Raw genomic sequence first — 17489 nt, forward strand, 5'->3', positions numbered from 1 at the left:
TGCTCGATGGGTATGCGCCAATGTCTGACGAGGCGCATATCTGGTTAGTTTACATGCTTGCGCCGCTTGGGTTAGCGTTCCTTGCCATTTTCGTTTGGAACCTTTGTGCTGCGCCATATCGCATACAGAAAGAACGCGCCGACGCTTTGGAGGCTTCTGGGCCAAAACTGCCAGAAATAGTTTACAGCACAGAATGGGCAGACGGCATTGCAATCATGTCTATCCAAGATGCCGCTTGCGCGTTGGCAGGTATAGAGCCAGACGGTTACGCAGCGTCCGCAAGGGCTAAGGCTTTAGCCTCTGAACTGATAGAGGCCGTATATGATGGTTGGGTGTGTAGCCAAGAGGCGCATATCCACCTCATCTCTCGTATTGGGGAGTATGAAGTCAGGAGGGTGGGCAAGCCACAGTTCCCAGGCATTGAAGGTGCAACAATTGAAACACAGATTTACACTCCATCTCTGCGGGAAGACTACTTGCCAAAAAGACCGAAGCTAATTGCGGACTGGATACCTGAGCAGATCGAAGGAAACCCTATGATCGTCACAATTGAAGCGCACTGACCCCTATAGCCTCAAGGCTTTGCAGCATAAATGTAGCACTGAACTTGCCCATTGACGGCTCGTTCCTGACACTCGGCTCTTTGTCTCCTACCATCTCTGCAAGATGTACGTAGGTCACCCCGCTACGTTTCAACTCTGCCTTGAGCGGTAAATTTTCAGGGCGCTTCCGATCCCGGCTATTTCGTCCCGAACATGCGATCCCCGGCATCGCCCAGACCGGGTACGATATATCCCAGTTCGTTGAGATGCGAATCCAGCGAGGCTGTGACGATGGGCACGTCGGGATGTGCCTCTTTCATGCGGGCGACGCCTTCGGGGGCGGCAAGCAGGCACAGGAAGATGATGTTCCTGGCACCCGCATCCTTGAGCAGGTCGATCGCCGCGACGGAGCTGTTGCCGGTGGCCAGCATCGGATCGACGACAATCGTGATGCGGTCCTGCAGATGGGACGGAACCTTGAAGTAATACTGCACGGGCTTGAGCGTTGCCTCGTCGCGGTAGAGCCCGACAAAACCGACGCGGGCCGCCGGGATCAGTTCGAGGATGCCGTCGAGCAACCCGTTGCCCGCCCGCAGGATCGAGATCAGGGCAAGCTTCTTGCCGTCGATCACCGGCGCATCCATCTCGCACAAGGGCGTTTCGATGCGCTTGGTGGTCAGCGGCAGGTTGCGCGTCACCTCGTAGGCGAGCAAGTGGCTGATTTCGCGCAGCAATTGGCGGAACGACTTGGTCGAGGTGTCTTTCTCGCGCATCAGGCTCAGCTTGTGCTGCACCAGCGGGTGGTCGACGATGGTCAGGTGATCGGTCATGGGCGCTCCAGTCGTTTCAGAACACGGCTGCGCGTGTCCTCGTCGCAGAAGGCCGCGCGGGCGGCATTGTCGTTTATCTCGGCGAAAACAGTCTCGTCCCAGCCGAAGCTGCGCGCAAGGTTGAGATATTCGTCGCGCATCGTGGTGTGAAAGAACGGCGGATCGTCGGTCGAGACCGTGACCTTCACCCCGCGTTGGCGCAGCTTTTCAATCGGATGCGCGGCAAGGTTCGGGTAGACGTTCAAGGCCACGTTGGAACCGGGGCAAATCTCGAGGGTAATCTGGTTTTCCACAAGTCTGTCCACAAGCGCCAGATCGTTGATCGCGTGCACCCCGTGGCCAATGCGTTCGACCTTGAGGTCATCCAGCGCCTCGCGCACCGACCCTGCGCCGCTCCATTCACCCGCATGGGCGGTCAGGCGCAACCCGGCTTCGCGTGCAAGGTCAAAACTGTAGGCGAAGTCCCTGGGTTTGCCCCTGCTTTCGTCCCCCGCGATGCCGAACCCGACGATCCAGTCACCGGCGGTTTCGGCGGCACAGAGCGCGGTCGCCTTGGCCTGATCCGGGCCGAAATGGCGGATGCAGGTGACGATGCCGCGCAGGATGATGCCGGTGTCGCGTTCGGTCTCAATGGCGGCCTCGCGGATGGCGTGCAGGTATTCGCGCCACGCGCCCACATCGCCGCCGCCGCAAAAATCCGGCGACAGGAAGGTTTCGGAATAGATCACGTCATTTGCGGCGCTTTCTTCGAGCACTGCCTTAGTGAGCCGCGCGTAATCCCCGGGTGTCTTGAGCACGCTTGTCGCGGCCTCGTAGACGCTCAGGAAATGCACGAAATCTCGGAAGGCATAGCTGCCATCGGCTTTGAACACACCGCTGAGGTTGACCGATTTCTCCTTGGCCAGCCCCCGGATGAAGCCGGGAGGTGCCGCGCCTTCGTGGTGCAGATGCAGTTCCACCTTGGGCAGACGCATGATGCTGTCGAGTTGCTCTTCGTCCATGCCGCGGCGCATGCGGTCGAGTTGCTCTTCGTCCATGCCGCGGCGCATGCGATCCAGTTGTTCTTCATCCATCACAGGAAACTCCGCCCCGATCCTCTTGCCACAACACCCAGATGTTCGGCGATGCTGGCGGCCACGTCCACGAATCCCACATGGCCGATTTCGCCCGTGCCGGCCCCGGCAATCAGCACGGGCACACGTTCGCGGGTGTGGTCCGTGCCGATCCACGTGGGGTCGTTGCCATGATCCGCGGTGATGAGCAACAGGTCATCGGCTTTGAGCCTTGGAAGCAGAGTGGCAAGTTCCGCGTCAAACCACTCGAGCGCACGCGCATAGCCCGACACATCGCGGCGGTGGCCGTATTTGCTGTCGAATTCCACGAAATTGGCAAAGATCAGCGCCCCTTGCGGCGCGGTGTCGATCTGGTGCGCGAGGTGTTGCATCAGTTCCGCGTCAGAGCCCTTGTGCACCTCGTCGATGCCCGCCATGGACAAGATATCACCGATCTTGCCAATGCCGATAACGCGCTGCCCGGCGTCCTGCACCCAGTTCGTGAGCACGGGTTCTGGTGGCACGATGGCATAGTCGCGGCGGTTGGTGGTGCGTTCGAAATCATCCTCCTGCCCAACGAAAGGCCGCGCGATCACGCGGCCGATGCGGCGCTGGTGGCACATCGGCGCAAGGTCTGCGCAGAGCTTCAGCAGTCGGTCGAGGCCAAACGCCTCTTCATGGGCGGCGATCTGGACGACGCTGTCGGCAGAGGTGTAGCAGATCGGCTTGCCGGTGCGCAGGTGTTCTGCACCGAAGGTTTCGATCACCTTGATCCCGTTGCTGTGGCAATTGCCCAGGATGCCGTCGGTGTCCGCCAGTTCGCAGATCCGCGCCGTTATGTCGGGCGGAAAGGACGGCACCGTGTCGGGCAGATAGGTCCAGTCCCACGGCACGGGCAGGCCCGCGAGCTCCCAATGACCCGAGGGCGTGTCCTTGCCCCTGGAGATCTCGGTCGCGGCACCCCAGCGACCGTTCGGTGTGGCGTCAAACCCCGGTGGCGGCTCTCCGCAAGCCAGTTCGACAGCCCGGCCAAGGCCCAGCGCATCGAGCGTCGGCAAGCGCAAGGAGCCGCTGCGCCCGACCTCGGCCTCGCCGTTCGCGCAGGCCTGCGCGATGTGCAGCAGCGTGTTTGCGCCGGTATCGGGTATGTGGTCGTTGAAGAACTGATCCGCGTCGGGCGCACCGCCGATGCCCACTGAATCCATGACGACAAGGAAGGCGCGGCTCATGTGATTTGCTCCAGCACAAGGGTTGGTGCCGTGACCGGACCGCCGCCAATGGTGATCGCCGCGCGCACGGCTTTTTCGGCGGCGTCGGCCTGACTTTCGCGGGCGGCGTGGATGCGCGCCAGCGGTTGGCCCTTTTGCACCGCGTCGCCGATGGAGACCACGTCGCTGAGGCCGACAGCGGGGTCAACGATGTCGGTTTCGACCTGACGACCGCCCCCCAGCGCCACGACGGTCAGGCCCAGCGCCTCTCCGTCAATCGCTGTCACGGTGCCGGTCTCGGGTACGGTGACTTCGCGGATCACGGGTGCTTCGGGCAGGAAGCGCGCCCAGTCTTCGACAAACCGGACGGGACCGCCCATCGCGCAGACCATCGCGCCGAATTTTTCGGCTGCGGCCCCGGTGGTGATCGCTTCGCGGATTTTTGCCTGCCCGTCGGCCATCCCCGCCTGTTCGAGCAGCACACCACCCAAGGCGACCGTCAGGTCCAGCAGCCTGCCGGACGCAGCCCCGGTCAGGACGCGCATCACGTCGATGACTTCGAGCGCGTTGCCAAGGCTGGGGGCCAGTGGCTGCGACATGTCGGTGATAAGCGCGGATGTGGGACAGCCGGTGGCATTGGCGGTATCGACCAGCGCGCGGGCAAGTGATCGCGCATCATCCGCAGTTTTCATGAACGCCCCCGATCCGCATTTCACGTCAAGCACCAGCCCCTGAAGCCCCGCCGCGAGTTTCTTGGACAGGATCGAGGCGGTTATGAGATCAAGGCTTTCGACTGTCGCGGTCACGTCGCGGATCGCGTAAAGCCGCTTGTCAGCGGGGGCGATATCGGCGCTGGCGCTGACGATGGCGCAGCCAACCTTGGACACGACCTGGCGAAACTGGTCTTCGGTCAAGGTGGTGCGCAGGCCGGGAATGGCATCGAGCTTGTCCAGCGTGCCGCCGGTATGGCCCAGCCCCCGGCCTGAGATCATCGGCACGTAGACCCCGCAGGCCGCCAGCGCAGGCGCAAGGATCAGGCTGACACAATCGCCAACGCCGCCAGTGGAATGCTTGTCCAGAACCGGCGCATCCAGATCCCAGTGCAGGACCTTGCCGCTGTCGCGCATGGCGGCGGTCAGGGCGGCGCGGCCCGCACCATCCAGACCGTTCAGGCACACACCCATCGCAAAGGCCCCGGCCTGTGCGTCGGTGACAGACCCGTCGGCCAGCCCTTGCGCGAACCATGTCAGCGCATCGGCATCGGGCGTGCCGCCCCTGCGCAGGGTTGCGATGATCGCGCGGGCATCCATCAGCTGCGGTCCATATGGCCCGCATCGAATGCACCGGGCAAGAGGTCGCCCACCGAGGTGCGGAACTCAGCCCCGTCGGTTGTGGCCAGCGTCACCGGCACATCGCGCCCGGCGAATTCCGACAGTTTCTGACGGCACCCGCCACAGGGCGGCACCGGGTCGGGGCTGTCGGCGATCACGTAGACCTCGGCGATCCGGTGCGCGCCGGAGGCGATCATCGCGGCAATCGCTCCGGCTTCGGCACAGGTGCCTTCGGGATAGGCCACGTTTTCGACGTTGCAGCCCACATAAACGCTGCCGTTTTCCGCACGCAGCGCCGCTCCGACCTTGAAATTCGAATAAGGCGCGTAGGCGTTTTCGCGCACCTGTCGAGCTGCGGTCTTCAAGTCCATATCGTTTCTGTCCCCATCACATTGGCCCGCATGATTGCGAGCCTGCGCGCCCGATTGCAAGGGTTGGCGGGAACCCGCGACCCGACGTCCGCGTTTTTGCAGCAAAACAAAGGAGACCAGACATGCCACTTTACAACAGCATCGCTCTTGATCCCTCGCTTGGATTGGGGCCCGATCCCGAAGAGCGGATGACCGAAAAACAGGCCGTCAAGCTGCGCGAACTGACCAGCAAGGCGGACGAGCCCTTTGATGGCAGTCTGACCCGCAGACAGGCCGAGCGGCGCATCGCCCATCTTCAGGAATATCTGAACTAAGCTTCTTGCACAGGGACAACTGAGCGCCCTTTCCCTCCGCTCGCAAAAGGTTTACCCCTAAACCAAATTGAGCGGGGGGCAATTTCATGTCGGACAACACCAACGAAACGCTGCGTCAGGCGGCACTTTTCTACCACGAGTATCCCAAGCCCGGTAAGCTTGAGATCCGCGCGACAAAGCCGCTTGCGAACGGTCGCGACTTGGCCCGCGCCTATAGTCCGGGCGTGGCCGAAGCCTGCCTCGAGATCAAGGCCGATCCGACCAATGCGGCGCGCTACACCGCCAAGGGCAATCTGGTTGCGGTTGTGACCAATGGCACCGCTGTTCTGGGATTGGGCAATATCGGCGCGTTGGCCTCCAAGCCGGTGATGGAGGGCAAGGCGGTCCTGTTCAAGAAATTCGCTAATATCGACTGTTTCGACATCGAGGTGAACGAGAGCGATCCCGAAAAGCTGGCCGCTATCGTCTGCGCGCTGGAGCCGACGTTCGGCGCAATCAACCTCGAAGACATCAAGGCGCCCGACTGTTTCATCGTCGAGAAGCTGTGCCGCGAGCGGATGAACATTCCGGTTTTCCATGACGATCAGCACGGCACCGCCATCGTGGTGGGGGCCGCTGCGACCAACGCGCTCTACGTGTCGGGCAAGGCGTTCGAGGATATCAAGATCGTGTCCACCGGCGGTGGTGCTGCGGGCATTGCCTGTCTGAACATGCTGGTCAAGCTGGGTGTGAAGCGCGAGAACATCTGGCTTTGCGACATTCACGGGCTGGTCTACGAGGGCCGTGCCGAGGACATGAACCCGCAGAAGGCGGCCTTTGCCCAGAAAAGCGATCTGCGCATGCTGGATGATGTCATCGACGGGGCCGATCTGTTCCTGGGACTGAGCGGACCACGGGTGCTGACGCCCGAAATGGTGGCCAAGATGGCGGATCGCCCGATCATCTTTGCGCTGGCCAACCCGACGCCCGAGATCCTTCCCGACGAGGTGCGCGAGGTTGCACCGGGCGCGATCATGGCGACGGGACGCAGCGATTTTCCCAATCAGGTCAATAACGTGCTGTGTTTCCCGTTCATTTTTCGTGGCGCGCTGGATGTGGGTGCGACCGAGATCAACGACGCCATGCAGATCGCCTGCGTCGAAGGCATCGCCAAGCTGGCTCGCGCGACCACAAGCGCAGAGGCGGCTGCGGCCTATCGCGGTGAACAGCTCACTTTTGGCCCAGATTACCTGATCCCCAAACCGTTCGATCCGCGCCTGTCGGGTGTGGTGTCGACCGCCGTGGCGCAGGCGGCGATGGAATCGGGCGTGGCGCTGCGGCCGCTCGACGACCTCAAGGCGTACAAGGCCAAGCTGGACGCGAGCGTCTACAAATCCGCGATGCTCATGCGTCCGGTTTTCGATGCCGCCGCCACCGGTGCGCGGCGGATCGTCTTTGCCGAGGGTGAGGATGAACGGGTCTTGCGCGCGGCGCAGGCGATCCTTGAAGAAACCACCGAGACCCCGATCCTGATCGGACGTCCCGACGTGATCGCGAGCCGCTGCGAACGGCTGGGGCTGGAGATTCGCCCGGACCGGGATTTCACGCTGGTGAACCCGGAAAACGACCCGCGCTATCGCGATTACTGGGAAACCTATCACAAGATCATGGCCCGGCGCGGTGTGACGCCCGATCTGGCCCGCGCGATCATGCGCACCAACACCACCGCCATCGGCGCAGTCATGGTGCATCGCGACGAGGCCGACAGCCTGATCTGCGGCACGTTCGGGGAATTCCGCTGGCATCTGAACTACGTGACGCAGGTTCTGGGGACCGAACAGCACTCGCCGCATGGCGCGCTGAGCATGATGATCCTCGAAGACGGGCCGCTCTTCATTGCGGACACCCATGTGCGGTCGCGGCCGACGCCCGAGGAACTTGCTCAGACCGCCATCGGCGCCGCACGGCATGTGCGCCGCTTTGGCCTGACGCCGAACATCGCCTTTTGTTCGCAATCGCAATTCGGCAACCAGGAAGAAGGGTCCGGCCAGCGGCTGCGCGAAGCCATTGCCATTCTGGATGCCGAACCGCGTGATTTCTGCTACGAGGGCGAGATGAACGTGGATGCGGCCCTTGATCCCGAATTGCGGGACCGTCTGCTGCCGGGCAACCGGATGGAGGGCGTCGCCAACGTGCTGATTTTCGGCCATGCCGATGCAGCGTCGGCAGTGCGCAACATCCTCAAGATGCGCGCAGGTGGGCTTGAAGTGGGGCCGATCCTGATGGGCATGGGCAACCGGGCGCATGTGGTCACGCAGGGCATCACCGCGCGCGGTTTGCTGAACATGGCAGCGATCGCGGGAACGCCGGTGGCGCGCTACGGCTGATCGGGGCGTCAACGCCGCGTGGTTTCGGTGTGGCCCGAAACCCTAGCCCAACCCGTCGAGAAACGCCTCGGCCTCGGACAGGATCGTATCCTTACGGTCCTGATCCATCCGCTTCCAATTGGCGTATATCTGGGCCATCCGCTGGTTCTTTGCGAACCTGTCGGCGTGCCGGTCGAGAAAATGCCAATAGAGCGTGTTGAACGGGCAGGCATCCTTGCCGGTCTTGTCCTGCACCTTGTATCGGCAGGGTTTGCAGTAATCCGACATCCGGTTGATATAGGCGCCCGACGACACATAGGGCTTGGACGCGATGATCCCGCCATCGGCGAACTGGCTCATGCCCACCACGTTGGGTGCCTCGACCCATTCGAAAGCGTCGATATAGACACGCAAATACCACTCATGCACCTCGTGCGGATCGACCCCCGCCAGAAGCGCGAAATTGCCGGTCACCATCAGCCGCTGAATGTGGTGGGCATAGGCCTCTTCCCTGGTCTGGGTGATCGCCTTGGACAGGCAGTTCATGTCGGTGTCGCCGGTCCAGTAGAAATCGGGCAACTTGCGCTGGTGGTTGAGCGCATTGCGGCGGGTGTAGTCCGGGCCTTCGCGGAAATAGATGCCACGCACATATTCGCGCCAGCCGATGATCTGACGGATGAACCCTTCGACCGCGTTGAGCGGCGCATGCCCATCCTTGTACGCCTCTTCGGCCGCCTTGCAGACTTCAAGCGGGTCCAGCAGCCCGACATTCAGGTAGGGTGAGATCAGCGCGTGATAGAGGAAGCGATTGTCGTTGAGCATCGCGTCCTGGTAGTCGCCGAACCGGGGCAGCGCGTAGGTGATGAAGTGCGTCAGCGCGCGCCGGGCCTGTTCCTGATCGGTGCCGAAATGGAAGGGGCGCAGCGTTCCGAAGGAATTGCCGAAGCGTGCCTCCACAAGGTCGAGCACCGCGTTGACGGTATCGTCCGGCGTGAACTGCATCGGGCCCGAAAAGGCGATATCATCGGGCGCGGGCTTGCGGTTCTCGGCATCGTAGTTCCACTTGCCGCCCTCGGGTTGGTCGCCATCCATCAAAAGGCCGGTCTTGCGACGCATGTCGCGGTAGAAATATTCCATCCGCAGCGCCTTGCGCCCTTCGGCCCAAGTTTCGAATTCCTCCTGCGTGCTGACGAAACGGGTGTCGTGTTTCATGCTCAGCTTGAGCGGCATGTCCTCAAGCGCTTCGATCAGGCGCCATTCGCCCGGCTGGGTGGCGATCACTTCGGTTGCGCCGGTCTCATCGGCCCGGCGCAACAGTTCGCCTGGGATGGAGCCTGCGTTTTCGGGGTCGTCTAGCCGGGTATACCGCACGTCCCAGCCCTCATCCTTCAAGCTGGCCGCGAATTTGCGCATGGCGGCAAAGATGAACGCGATCTTCTTGGGGTGATGCTGGACATAGGTGGCTTCTTCCGACACCTCGGCCATCACCACCACGTCTGAGGATTTGTCCGCCGCGTCCAGGGCCGAGAGCGTGTCGGTCAGCTGGTCGCCCAGGACCAGGACAAGGCGGGTCACCACGGCACCTCCTTGCCCTGCCAGTCAAAAAACTTGCCTGTCTGCTCGGGGGTCAGGCCATCCAGCACAGAGAGCAGATTTTGCGCCGCCTCGGGCGCGGGCACTGTCGGGTGGTTGGCCACGTACTTCTCGGTAAACGACGTCTCGACGGTGCCGGGATGCAGCGCGACGCAGATCAGGTCTTTGTGAGTGCGCCCAAGTTCGATGGCAGCCCCGTGCAGCATCTGGTTCAGCGCCGCCTTCGAGGTCCGGTAGCTGTACCAGCCGCCCAGATTGTTGTCGCCGATGGAGCCGACGCGCGCCGACAGGGCGGCAAAAACCGACCGACCCTTGCGCGGCAAGAGCCGCATCGCGTGTTTCAGAACCAGCGAGGGCCCGACCGTGTTCAGCTTGAACTGGTCGATCATCGCCTCTGCCGTGATGTGGCGCAGGCTCTTTTCCGGCTCCGCCCCGTCGATCTCCAAAGCGCCGGTGGCGACGAAAATCAGGTCGAACGGCCCTTCAAGCGCGCCCAGCGCCTGTTCCACGCTGGCCTCGTCGGTCACGTCCAGGCCGTCGCGGCTGCGCGACAGGCCTGTGACGGTCACGCCGCGTGTGGTGAGAGTGTCTGTCAAAGCAGAGCCGATGCCGCCGCTTGACCCGATGATGAGTGCGTTTTCCATGACCCCGCCATCTAGGGTGGCGGATCAACCGGTCAACGGGTCAGACCAGCCCGCGCCACCGCAGAACAACGATCAGCAGGGTCATCGCCGCAAGCAGGTTGAACGCCATGCTGCCCAGCACCGACAATGCGATGCCCTTGCGGCGGTCCATCACGTCGATCGCCTTGAGATGGGTGGCCGCGCGGTCATAGGCGCTTTTGGTGGCGTTGGGATCAAGGCGCATCGCCAGCTTGGGATTGCGCGACATCTTTTCCGCCTCGGCGACGATGCCGATATCCCGAAGCACACCTGACGGCAAACGACGACCGGCCTTCGCGACGCGGCGCGACAGCGACCCGCGCTTGAGACCCAGCCGCTTTGCCATCAGGGTCCGCAACGCATCGGCGTTGGACTTGATCATCTTTACATGTTCCATTGCGTCAACTTACGTCCCCTTCTCCTCTTGCTCAAGACAGTTGTGGCGCAGTATGCAGCGCGAATGCTGAACACAGTGTTTACAGACTCGACCGGTTCCGCCCGCCCGGTCCTTATCGTGCACGGGCTTTACGGGTCCGGTCGCAACTGGGGCGTGATCGCCAAACGCCTTTCGGATCGGGGTCCGGTGATCGCCGTGGACCAGCGCAATCACGGCGACAGTTTCTGGTCCGAAAGCCACAGCTACGAAGATATGGCTGGTGATCTGGCCGAAGTCATCACGGCGCAGGGTGGCCCGGTCGATGTGATCGGCCATTCGATGGGCGGCAAGGCGGCGATGGTTCTGGCGCTGACGCGACCCGAGCTGGTGGAGCGGCTGATCGTGGCCGATATCGCGCCGGTCACCTACACCCATTCGCAGATCCAGTTCATCGAGGCGATGCGCGCGGTCGACCTGTCCAGCGTCGAGAAACGGTCGGACGCATCCGAGCAACTGGCCCGGCTGGTCGATGATCCGACCTTGCAGGCGTTCTTTACCCAGTCGCTGGACGTGAAGGACAAACGCTGGAAGCTGAACCTCGATACGCTGGCGGCCGAGATGCCGAAGATCCTTGGCTTTCCGCAGATCGGCGGCAGTTTTGACAAGCCGGTGCTGTTTCTGTCCGGCGCGCAGTCGGACTACGTGACACCCGACGCCCGTCCGACGATCAAAACGCTGTTTCCCAAAGCGCGGTTCGCAAAGATACCGGGCGCTGGGCACTGGCTGCACGCCGAAAAGCCACGCGAGTTCGAAGCGTCGGTGCGGGCCTTTCTCGACCGGGATCAGTAACCGCGACAGGAATTTTCGGAGCGCGCGGCAAAGGCCTTGTAGCGCTCCCAGAAGGCGTCATCCGCCGGCGACTGCGACATCCACGTCTCATGTGCGCGCTGCGGGTCGGAAAAGAACTGCGACGCCTTGCGCTGGTCCGCGCCCGAGAGGGAACTGTTGGCGACGGTTTGGATGCAGCCACACAAACGGGAATTGCGCGCCCTGCGATCCGAGGACAGGCAGGCGCGGCTGATCGGGCCGGTCGAGAACCGCGTGACCGCGCCCGTGTCGTCGCGATCGAACCGGTTTCCGCCGCATCCCGCAACCAATGCCGTTACCAAGAGTGCTGTCCAGAATTTCATGACGCCTGATCTCACCTACTCAAGGCCGCGCCCCGGGTCTTATGCCCGGTGTTGCAGCCATTTGCCTGGGGGAAATATGCCCGAAAGGCCAGTTGGATTCAAATCACCTTTTGTCAAGCGGGCCCAAGCTGTCACGCCACCTTGACCAGACCCCGAAACCGCATCATATCCGAGCCATGACAGAGCTTTCGCACATCCGCAATTTCTCCATTGTTGCCCATATCGACCACGGGAAATCCACCCTGGCCGACCGGCTGATCCAGTCCACGAACACCGTGACGGCACGGGAGATGAAGGAGCAGCTTCTCGACTCGATGGATATCGAGCGCGAGCGCGGCATCACGATCAAGGCCAACACGGTCCGCATCGAATACAAGGCCGATGATGGTGAGGTGTATATCCTCAACCTGATCGACACGCCCGGACACGTGGACTTCGCCTACGAGGTGTCCCGGTCGATGCGCGCGGTCGAAGGATCGTTGCTGGTGGTGGATGCAACGCAAGGTGTGGAAGCGCAGACGCTGGCCAATGTCTATACCGCCATCGATGCCGACCACGAGATCGTGCCGGTGCTCAACAAGATCGACTTGCCCGCGTCCGAACCTGCGCGCGTCAAGGAACAGATCGAGGATGTGATCGGCATCGACGCCTCCGAAGCGCTGGAGATTTCGGCCAAGACCGGCGTCGGCATTCCCGCCGTGCTGGAGGCCATCGTCAAGCGCCTGCCGCCGCCGCATGAGGGCGACGCGAACAAGCCTCTCAGGGCGATGCTGGTGGACAGCAAGTATGATTCCTATCTCGGTGTCGTGGTCATCGTGCGCGTCATCGACGGAGTCCTGCGCAAGGGCCAGCGCATCAAGATGATGAAGACCGGCGGCACCTATGACATCGACCGGATCGGCGTCTACCGCCCCGCGATGCAGGAGATCAAGGAACTGGGACCGGGCGAGATCGGCTATATCACCGCGCAGATCAAGCAGGTCAGCGACACCCGCGTGGGTGACACGATCACGACCGAGAAAAAGGGCTGCGAGACCCCCCTGCCCGGCTTCAAGCCGTCGATTCCCGTAGTGTTCTGCGGGCTGTTCCCGGTGGACGCCAATGATTTCGAGGACATGCGCGACGCGATGGAGAAGCTGGCGCTGAACGATGCGTCCTTCACCTTCGAGATGGAAACCTCGGCGGCGCTTGGTTTCGGCTTCCGCTGCGGGTTCCTCGGGCTGCTGCACCTCGAAGTGGTGCGCGACCGTCTGGAGCGCGAGTATGACATCGACCTGATCACCACCGCGCCCTCGGTGATCTATCACGTCCACACCCGCGACGGCGAAATGCTCGAACTGCACAACCCCGCCGACATGCCCGATCCGTCGACCATCGACCATATCGAAGAGCCGCGCATCAAGGCGTCGGTCCTCGTTCCGGATGAATATCTGGGCGATGTGCTCAAGCTCTGCCAGGACCGGCGCGGTCTGCAGCTTGACCTGACCTATGTCGGCAGCCGCGCAATGGTGGTCTATGACCTGCCGCTCAACGAGGTGGTGTTCGATTTCTACGACCGCCTGAAATCGGTGACCAAGGGCTACGCCAGCTTTGACTACCAGATGATCGGCTACCGCGAGGACAACCTCGTCAAGATGCAGGTGCTGGTGAACGACGAGCCCGTTGATGCGCTGTCGATGATGGTCCACCGCGACCGCGCCGAGACGCGGGGCCGCGCCATGTGCGAAAAGCTCAAGGACCTGATTCCGCGCCACATGTTCAAGATCCCGATCCAGGCCGCCATCGGTGGCAAGGTGATCGCCCGCGAAACCCTGTCCGCCCTGCGCAAGGACGTGACCGCCAAATGCTATGGCGGCGACGCCACCCGGAAGAAGAAGCTTCTGGAAAAGCAGAAGGCGGGCAAGAAGAAGATGCGCCAGTTCGGCAAGGTCGAGATCCCGCAGGAAGCGTTCATCTCGGCATTGAAGATGGATAGTTGAGGGCTTTGTCGAGCAGCGAATGTGATAGACACAATCGATGTTGTTCCCTTGATGTGAAGTCAAGGGCGTTTTGCAATGGTGCGCTACCAAAGACTTCGCCCAAGAATTGAGGTCAATTGTGGCAAACAAATTAATAATTGACACGTTGCGGACAGCGTCGAAGGGAGAAGCTCAAATAGCGGATTTCTTTGACGAGAGTGTCAGTGGTGGGGCGCTGCGTGACTTAAATACGAGCCTGCGGGCTGCAGCGAATACCACAACAGTCTTTTTAATCTCTGACGAACTTAATATTAGTCTGTCTTTAAATAGACTAGTTCTGTCAGACAGAATGGAAAGGGAGGCAGGATCCACCTTCCTTAGAGATAACCTCAAGCTGACGACGAACCACCTTCGACGTATATTCACTTTCTTTGAATACGTTATTTATTTCCTATGTAAGTTTCCAAAGTATCACTTGGATCCCTCCTACGATGAAAAAACAGAGACTTTCTCCGAAAGACTGAAGATCCTAAAAGAGGGGGGGAAGATCGATAAAGAAACAGAGAAAAAGCTGCGCGCGATCAAGTCTACAAGAGACCAATTCGCTCATTCCTTTATAGATATCAAAGAACTTTTTTATGAAGGTGAGGCTCTGCAGAGCAAGCAATTAGATTTTTTTAATGATGTTGATGCGACAGCGATAATTCTGGAAGACCACTTTCGCGAACATCAGCACCACCAAGTGGACTGGCCAACTTTTAACCTTGTAATGCGCGCATTAAGCGCTGCAAGGAAATCCTGAAAAATTGGAATTGCGCACTCTCAGCGGCGTAGGGTGCGTGATCTCACGCACCAATTTCGACCCTTCAAAACGTGCGTGTGAACACGCATCCTACGACCCCGCCCGAGGAACAGCGCGCAGCGCCCTCGGGCAGCGGATGGCCGCCCCCCGGCCAGCCGCTTTGGTGCCGCAAGCGCGGGGATTGAGGTCGTCCGGATCTGCCCGGCATAAAGTGGCGACCTCAGGCCGATGCGCGGCAGGCCGCGGCCAGCCGCTGCCCTGCTCCAGACAGTCCCCAGCCTGCGCAACCTTCCGCCTCTCCCGGTGATGTGACCGAACACCCCCTGCTCTGCTGCGCGACACTCTGCTATTGTGGCAAAAAAACACGAGCAGGACCAATCACCAATGCGCCCGATTCTCATCGCCGCCCTTACCCTTGTCGCGCAGGCCGCCACGGCGGATGTGTGCGATTACCGCCCCAGCATCCTTGCCGGAAAGGCCGGGCAAGCCGCCAAGTCCACTGCCGGAACCGTGGCCTCCGTGACCACCGAAGGCATTCGCGCCGTGGGCACCTATACGCTGGAAAACCCCGTGTCCGGCGTCAGCATGATCAGCACCGGCCTCAGCAGCGTCACAGCGGCGGGCACCAGCCTTGCCACGGGCGCCGGTGGGGCCGCGACAGCCGCCGGTGCCATCGTCACGGCACCGGTCACATTGGCGGTGGCCGGGCTGACCGCCGTGGCGCTGGGGGGCTACGAGGGCGTGTGCCATTTCCAGGTCGAACGGATCACCGACTACGACGAGATCCTCTATATCGTCAGCAACCTGTCGGCCAATTCCGACCCGACCATGTTCACCCTGATCCGCGAGGGCAGCCCCTATGTCACGCTGCGCGGGCGCGACGCGATTGCCACCGCCAACAAGGTGCGTGTCGCGTCAACCGGGATCGGGCCGTTCATCTTTGACGTGGAAAACCTCTATATCGCTGATGGCACCCTGATGCACCGCGACCGGGGGCGGAACACGGTCATCGGCGAGGTCGGATTGCAGGTGATCGAGGTCGAAACCCCCTGACGTTTTCAAAGCCTCACTTGCGCGACATCAATGTGCAGGCCGATCCGGTCGGGCAGGATGACGGGATCAAAGGGAGACCATCATGGACCTGAACCACCAAAAAGACATGCTTGAGAAGCGCCGCGCCGAGATCACCGGAGAGCTTGGCCGGATCGAGGATTCGCTCGACGATCCGATGCCCCAGGATTGGGAAGACCGCGCCACGGAACGGCAGGGCGACGAGGTGCTCGAAGCGCTTGGCAAGGCCGATCTTGACGAATTGCACCGCGTCGATGCCGCGTTGGGGCGGATCGAGGCCGGAACATATGGTGTCTGCGTCAAATGCGGTGACCCGATTTCCGATGAACGGTTGAGCGCGGTTCCCACCGCCGCCCTCTGCCGGGTCTGCGCCTGACGCTTTGCTGTATGCCGATTTGATCCGCATCAAGGCGGACATATCGGGATCGTGGAATACAGCACACGATCCTGATGACATGGAGGCTCAGATGCTCCGACTCGCCGGCATTCTTTATTCGCTCATTGCAACCACGCTTGCAGGCAGCGCCGTGATCGCGGTGCTGACCGCAGGCTATGACACGCTTGTGCCCATCCTGATCGCTGCCGTTATAGGTGCCGTCGTGGCGCTGCCGGTCAGCTATTTCGTGGCGCGCGAAATCACTCAGTCCTGACGTGCGGGGCGCTCCAGCGCATCGAGCAAGCCATCCGCGCAGTGCTCGATCAGCGCCAGCGCACCGTCGAAATCGCGGGTGAAATACGGGTCCGGCACATGGTCAGCGCCGCTGTCCTGCGCGTATTGCGTGAACAGCGCAACCCGGTCCGCCGGGCCGAGCGCAGCCAGATTGGCGGCGTTGTCGTCGTCCATCACCACGATCAGGTCATACTCGGTGAAATCAGACCGGCTCACCTGCCGGGCGCGCAGCGAGGACAGGTCATAGCCCTTGGCGCGGGCGGCCTCCTGCATCGGGCCATAGGGCGGCTTGCCGATGTGCCAATCCCCGGTGCCCGCGCTGTCGAGGATCACGTCCATGCCGCGCGCCGCTGCCTTGGCGCGGGTGACCGCTTCGGCGGTGGGGGACCGGCAGATGTTGCCCAGACAGACAAAGAGGATACGATGGGTCATGTCCGTGACTTAGCCGGTTGCGGTCGCTCGGGAAAGGGGACGCGATGCGACGGATCGACAGGATCGTCATTCTGACAGGCGCCGGGATCTCGGCCGAAAGCGGGCTGGGCACATTCCGCGATGAAGGCGGGCTCTGGTCCCAGCACCGGATCGAGGACGTGGCCACGCCAGAGGCCTTTGCCCGCAACCCCGACCTTGTGCACCGCTTCTACAACGCGCGGCGCATCCAGGCAGCAAGCGCCAAGCCGAACGCCGCCCATGACGCGCTGGCGCGGCTGCAATCGGACTTCCCCGGCGAGGTGGTGCTGGTGACGCAGAATGTCGACGGTCTTCATGAAAAGGCCGGAGCACAGGCCATCCACATGCATGGCGAATTGTCCCGCGCGCTCTGCGCGTCCTGCGGCCACCGCTGGGATGCCCCACCCGAGATGGTGGTCGGAGAGCCCTGCACGGCCTGTCGCGCGCCCACGGCACGGCCGGACATCGTGTGGTTTGGTGAAATGCCCTATCACATGGACGACATCTTTGACGCGCTGCAAACCTGCGACCTGTTCGCCGCCATCGGCACGTCCGGGCAGGTCTATCCCGCCGCCGGGTTTGTCCAGGAGGCGCGCATGGCCGGGGCTGCGACGGTGGAGCTGAACCTGCGCGACAGCGACATGTCCCACGCCTTTGACGATCATATTACCGGACTGGCCAGCAAGACGGTCCCCGCATGGGTGGACCGCCTGCTGGCCTGAAC

Annotated in this window: 21 protein-coding genes; 10 read left to right on the plus strand and 11 right to left on the minus strand. The window is 61.9% G+C overall.

Annotation, left to right across the window (positions count from 1 at the left end; all coding sequences use genetic code 11):
- The first annotated feature begins 20 nt into the window (after positions 1-20).
- Positions 21-563, plus strand: coding sequence for a hypothetical protein (locus IEV82_RS17430; protein ID WP_188483307.1), 543 nt, complete (start codon positions 21-23; stop codon positions 561-563).
- Here IEV82_RS17430 and IEV82_RS23975 read toward each other — a convergent pair.
- The 6 genes from IEV82_RS23975 to IEV82_RS17455 form a co-directional block, all read right to left on the minus strand.
- Positions 544-771, minus strand: a complete 228-nt coding sequence (locus IEV82_RS23975; protein WP_308420454.1) for a DUF6471 domain-containing protein — start codon at positions 769-771, stop codon at positions 544-546. The genes IEV82_RS17430 and IEV82_RS23975 overlap by 20 nt on opposite strands.
- A complete protein-coding gene (gene upp / locus IEV82_RS17435) occupies positions 740-1372 on the minus strand; it encodes a uracil phosphoribosyltransferase (RefSeq protein WP_188483308.1) in 633 nt (210 codons plus the stop codon). Before upp ends, IEV82_RS23975 begins: the two co-directional genes overlap by 32 nt.
- Entirely contained in the window at positions 1369-2346 is a 978-nt protein-coding gene (locus IEV82_RS17440; protein ID WP_188483452.1) for an adenosine deaminase, read from the minus strand. Before IEV82_RS17440 ends, upp begins: the two co-directional genes overlap by 4 nt.
- A 98-nt stretch (positions 2347-2444) precedes the next feature.
- Positions 2445-3653 carry a phosphopentomutase gene (locus IEV82_RS17445; RefSeq protein WP_188483310.1) on the minus strand — a complete coding sequence of 403 codons (1209 nt, stop codon included), beginning with the start codon at positions 3651-3653 and terminating at the stop codon, positions 2445-2447.
- Positions 3650-4942 (minus strand): thymidine phosphorylase, encoded by a 1293-nt coding sequence (locus IEV82_RS17450; RefSeq protein WP_188483315.1) that lies wholly within the window; start codon positions 4940-4942, stop codon positions 3650-3652. The genes IEV82_RS17445 and IEV82_RS17450 overlap by 4 nt, the downstream gene beginning before the upstream one ends.
- Positions 4942-5394, minus strand: coding sequence for a cytidine deaminase (locus IEV82_RS17455; protein ID WP_268236132.1), 453 nt, complete (start codon positions 5392-5394; stop codon positions 4942-4944). Before IEV82_RS17455 ends, IEV82_RS17450 begins: the two co-directional genes overlap by 1 nt.
- Positions 5395-5456: 62 nt before the next feature.
- On the opposite strand from IEV82_RS17455, the gene IEV82_RS17460 reads away from it, so the two are divergent.
- Complete coding sequence (locus tag IEV82_RS17460; protein ID WP_188483319.1) at positions 5457-5648, plus strand: DUF3072 domain-containing protein; 192 nt, start codon at positions 5457-5459, stop codon at positions 5646-5648.
- 86 nt (positions 5649-5734) lie between these two features.
- Positions 5735-8014, plus strand: a complete 2280-nt coding sequence (locus IEV82_RS17465) for an NADP-dependent malic enzyme (protein ID WP_188483321.1) — start codon at positions 5735-5737, stop codon at positions 8012-8014.
- 42 nt (positions 8015-8056) lie between these two features.
- On the opposite strand, the gene IEV82_RS17470 is transcribed toward IEV82_RS17465, so the two are convergent.
- Genes IEV82_RS17470 through IEV82_RS17480 form a run of 3 tightly spaced genes read right to left on the minus strand, consistent with a single transcriptional unit; the run spans position 8057 to position 10630 of the window.
- Entirely contained in the window at positions 8057-9571 is a 1515-nt protein-coding gene (locus IEV82_RS17470; protein ID WP_188483323.1) for a cryptochrome/photolyase family protein, read from the minus strand.
- Complete coding sequence (locus tag IEV82_RS17475; RefSeq protein ID WP_188483325.1) at positions 9565-10230, minus strand: SDR family NAD(P)-dependent oxidoreductase; 666 nt, start codon at positions 10228-10230, stop codon at positions 9565-9567. The genes IEV82_RS17470 and IEV82_RS17475 overlap by 7 nt, the downstream gene beginning before the upstream one ends.
- A 40-nt stretch (positions 10231-10270) precedes the next feature.
- Complete coding sequence (locus IEV82_RS17480) at positions 10271-10630, minus strand: hypothetical protein (protein WP_188483326.1); 360 nt, start codon at positions 10628-10630, stop codon at positions 10271-10273.
- A gap of 78 nt (positions 10631-10708) precedes the next feature.
- Between IEV82_RS17480 and IEV82_RS17485 the strand changes: the two genes are divergently transcribed.
- Positions 10709-11473 carry an alpha/beta fold hydrolase gene (locus IEV82_RS17485; RefSeq protein ID WP_188483328.1) on the plus strand — a complete coding sequence of 255 codons (765 nt, stop codon included), beginning with the start codon at positions 10709-10711 and terminating at the stop codon, positions 11471-11473.
- Here the strand turns inward: IEV82_RS17485 and IEV82_RS17490 are convergent.
- The gene (locus IEV82_RS17490) at positions 11467-11814 is read right to left on the minus strand and encodes a hypothetical protein (RefSeq protein WP_188483330.1); all 348 of its coding nucleotides are present in this window, start codon (positions 11812-11814) and stop codon (positions 11467-11469) included. The two genes, IEV82_RS17485 and IEV82_RS17490, sit on opposite strands and share 7 nt — an antisense overlap.
- Before the next feature lie 176 nt (positions 11815-11990).
- Between IEV82_RS17490 and lepA the strand changes: the two genes are divergently transcribed.
- The 5 genes from lepA (at position 11991) to IEV82_RS17515 (ending at position 16295) form a co-directional block, all read left to right on the plus strand.
- On the plus strand, positions 11991-13793 hold the full coding sequence (lepA, locus tag IEV82_RS17495; protein WP_188483331.1) for a translation elongation factor 4: 1803 nt from the start codon (positions 11991-11993) through the stop codon (positions 13791-13793).
- A gap of 118 nt (positions 13794-13911) precedes the next feature.
- Positions 13912-14574, plus strand: coding sequence for a hypothetical protein (locus tag IEV82_RS17500; RefSeq protein WP_188483333.1), 663 nt, complete (start codon positions 13912-13914; stop codon positions 14572-14574).
- 384 nt (positions 14575-14958) lie between these two features.
- Positions 14959-15627 carry a hypothetical protein gene (locus IEV82_RS17505; protein WP_188483335.1) on the plus strand — a complete coding sequence of 223 codons (669 nt, stop codon included), beginning with the start codon at positions 14959-14961 and terminating at the stop codon, positions 15625-15627.
- A gap of 82 nt (positions 15628-15709) precedes the next feature.
- Entirely contained in the window at positions 15710-16021 is a 312-nt protein-coding gene (locus IEV82_RS17510; protein WP_188483337.1) for a TraR/DksA family transcriptional regulator, read from the plus strand.
- A 91-nt stretch (positions 16022-16112) separates the two neighbouring features.
- Entirely contained in the window at positions 16113-16295 is a 183-nt protein-coding gene (locus IEV82_RS17515) for a CTP synthetase (RefSeq protein WP_188483339.1), read from the plus strand.
- Here IEV82_RS17515 and IEV82_RS17520 read toward each other — a convergent pair.
- The gene (locus tag IEV82_RS17520; protein ID WP_188483340.1) at positions 16286-16747 is read right to left on the minus strand and encodes a low molecular weight protein-tyrosine-phosphatase; all 462 of its coding nucleotides are present in this window, start codon (positions 16745-16747) and stop codon (positions 16286-16288) included. The two genes, IEV82_RS17515 and IEV82_RS17520, sit on opposite strands and share 10 nt — an antisense overlap.
- Positions 16748-16791: 44 nt before the next feature.
- Here IEV82_RS17520 and IEV82_RS17525 point away from each other — a divergent pair, with 44 nt between their 5' ends.
- Positions 16792-17487, plus strand: coding sequence for an NAD-dependent deacylase (locus tag IEV82_RS17525; RefSeq protein WP_188483342.1), 696 nt, complete (start codon positions 16792-16794; stop codon positions 17485-17487).
- Positions 17488-17489: the final 2 nt, after the last annotated feature.

Origin of the sequence: Marivita lacus (genome assembly GCF_014637725.1) — a bacterium.
Lineage (GTDB): Bacteria > Pseudomonadota > Alphaproteobacteria > Rhodobacterales > Rhodobacteraceae > Marivita > Marivita lacus.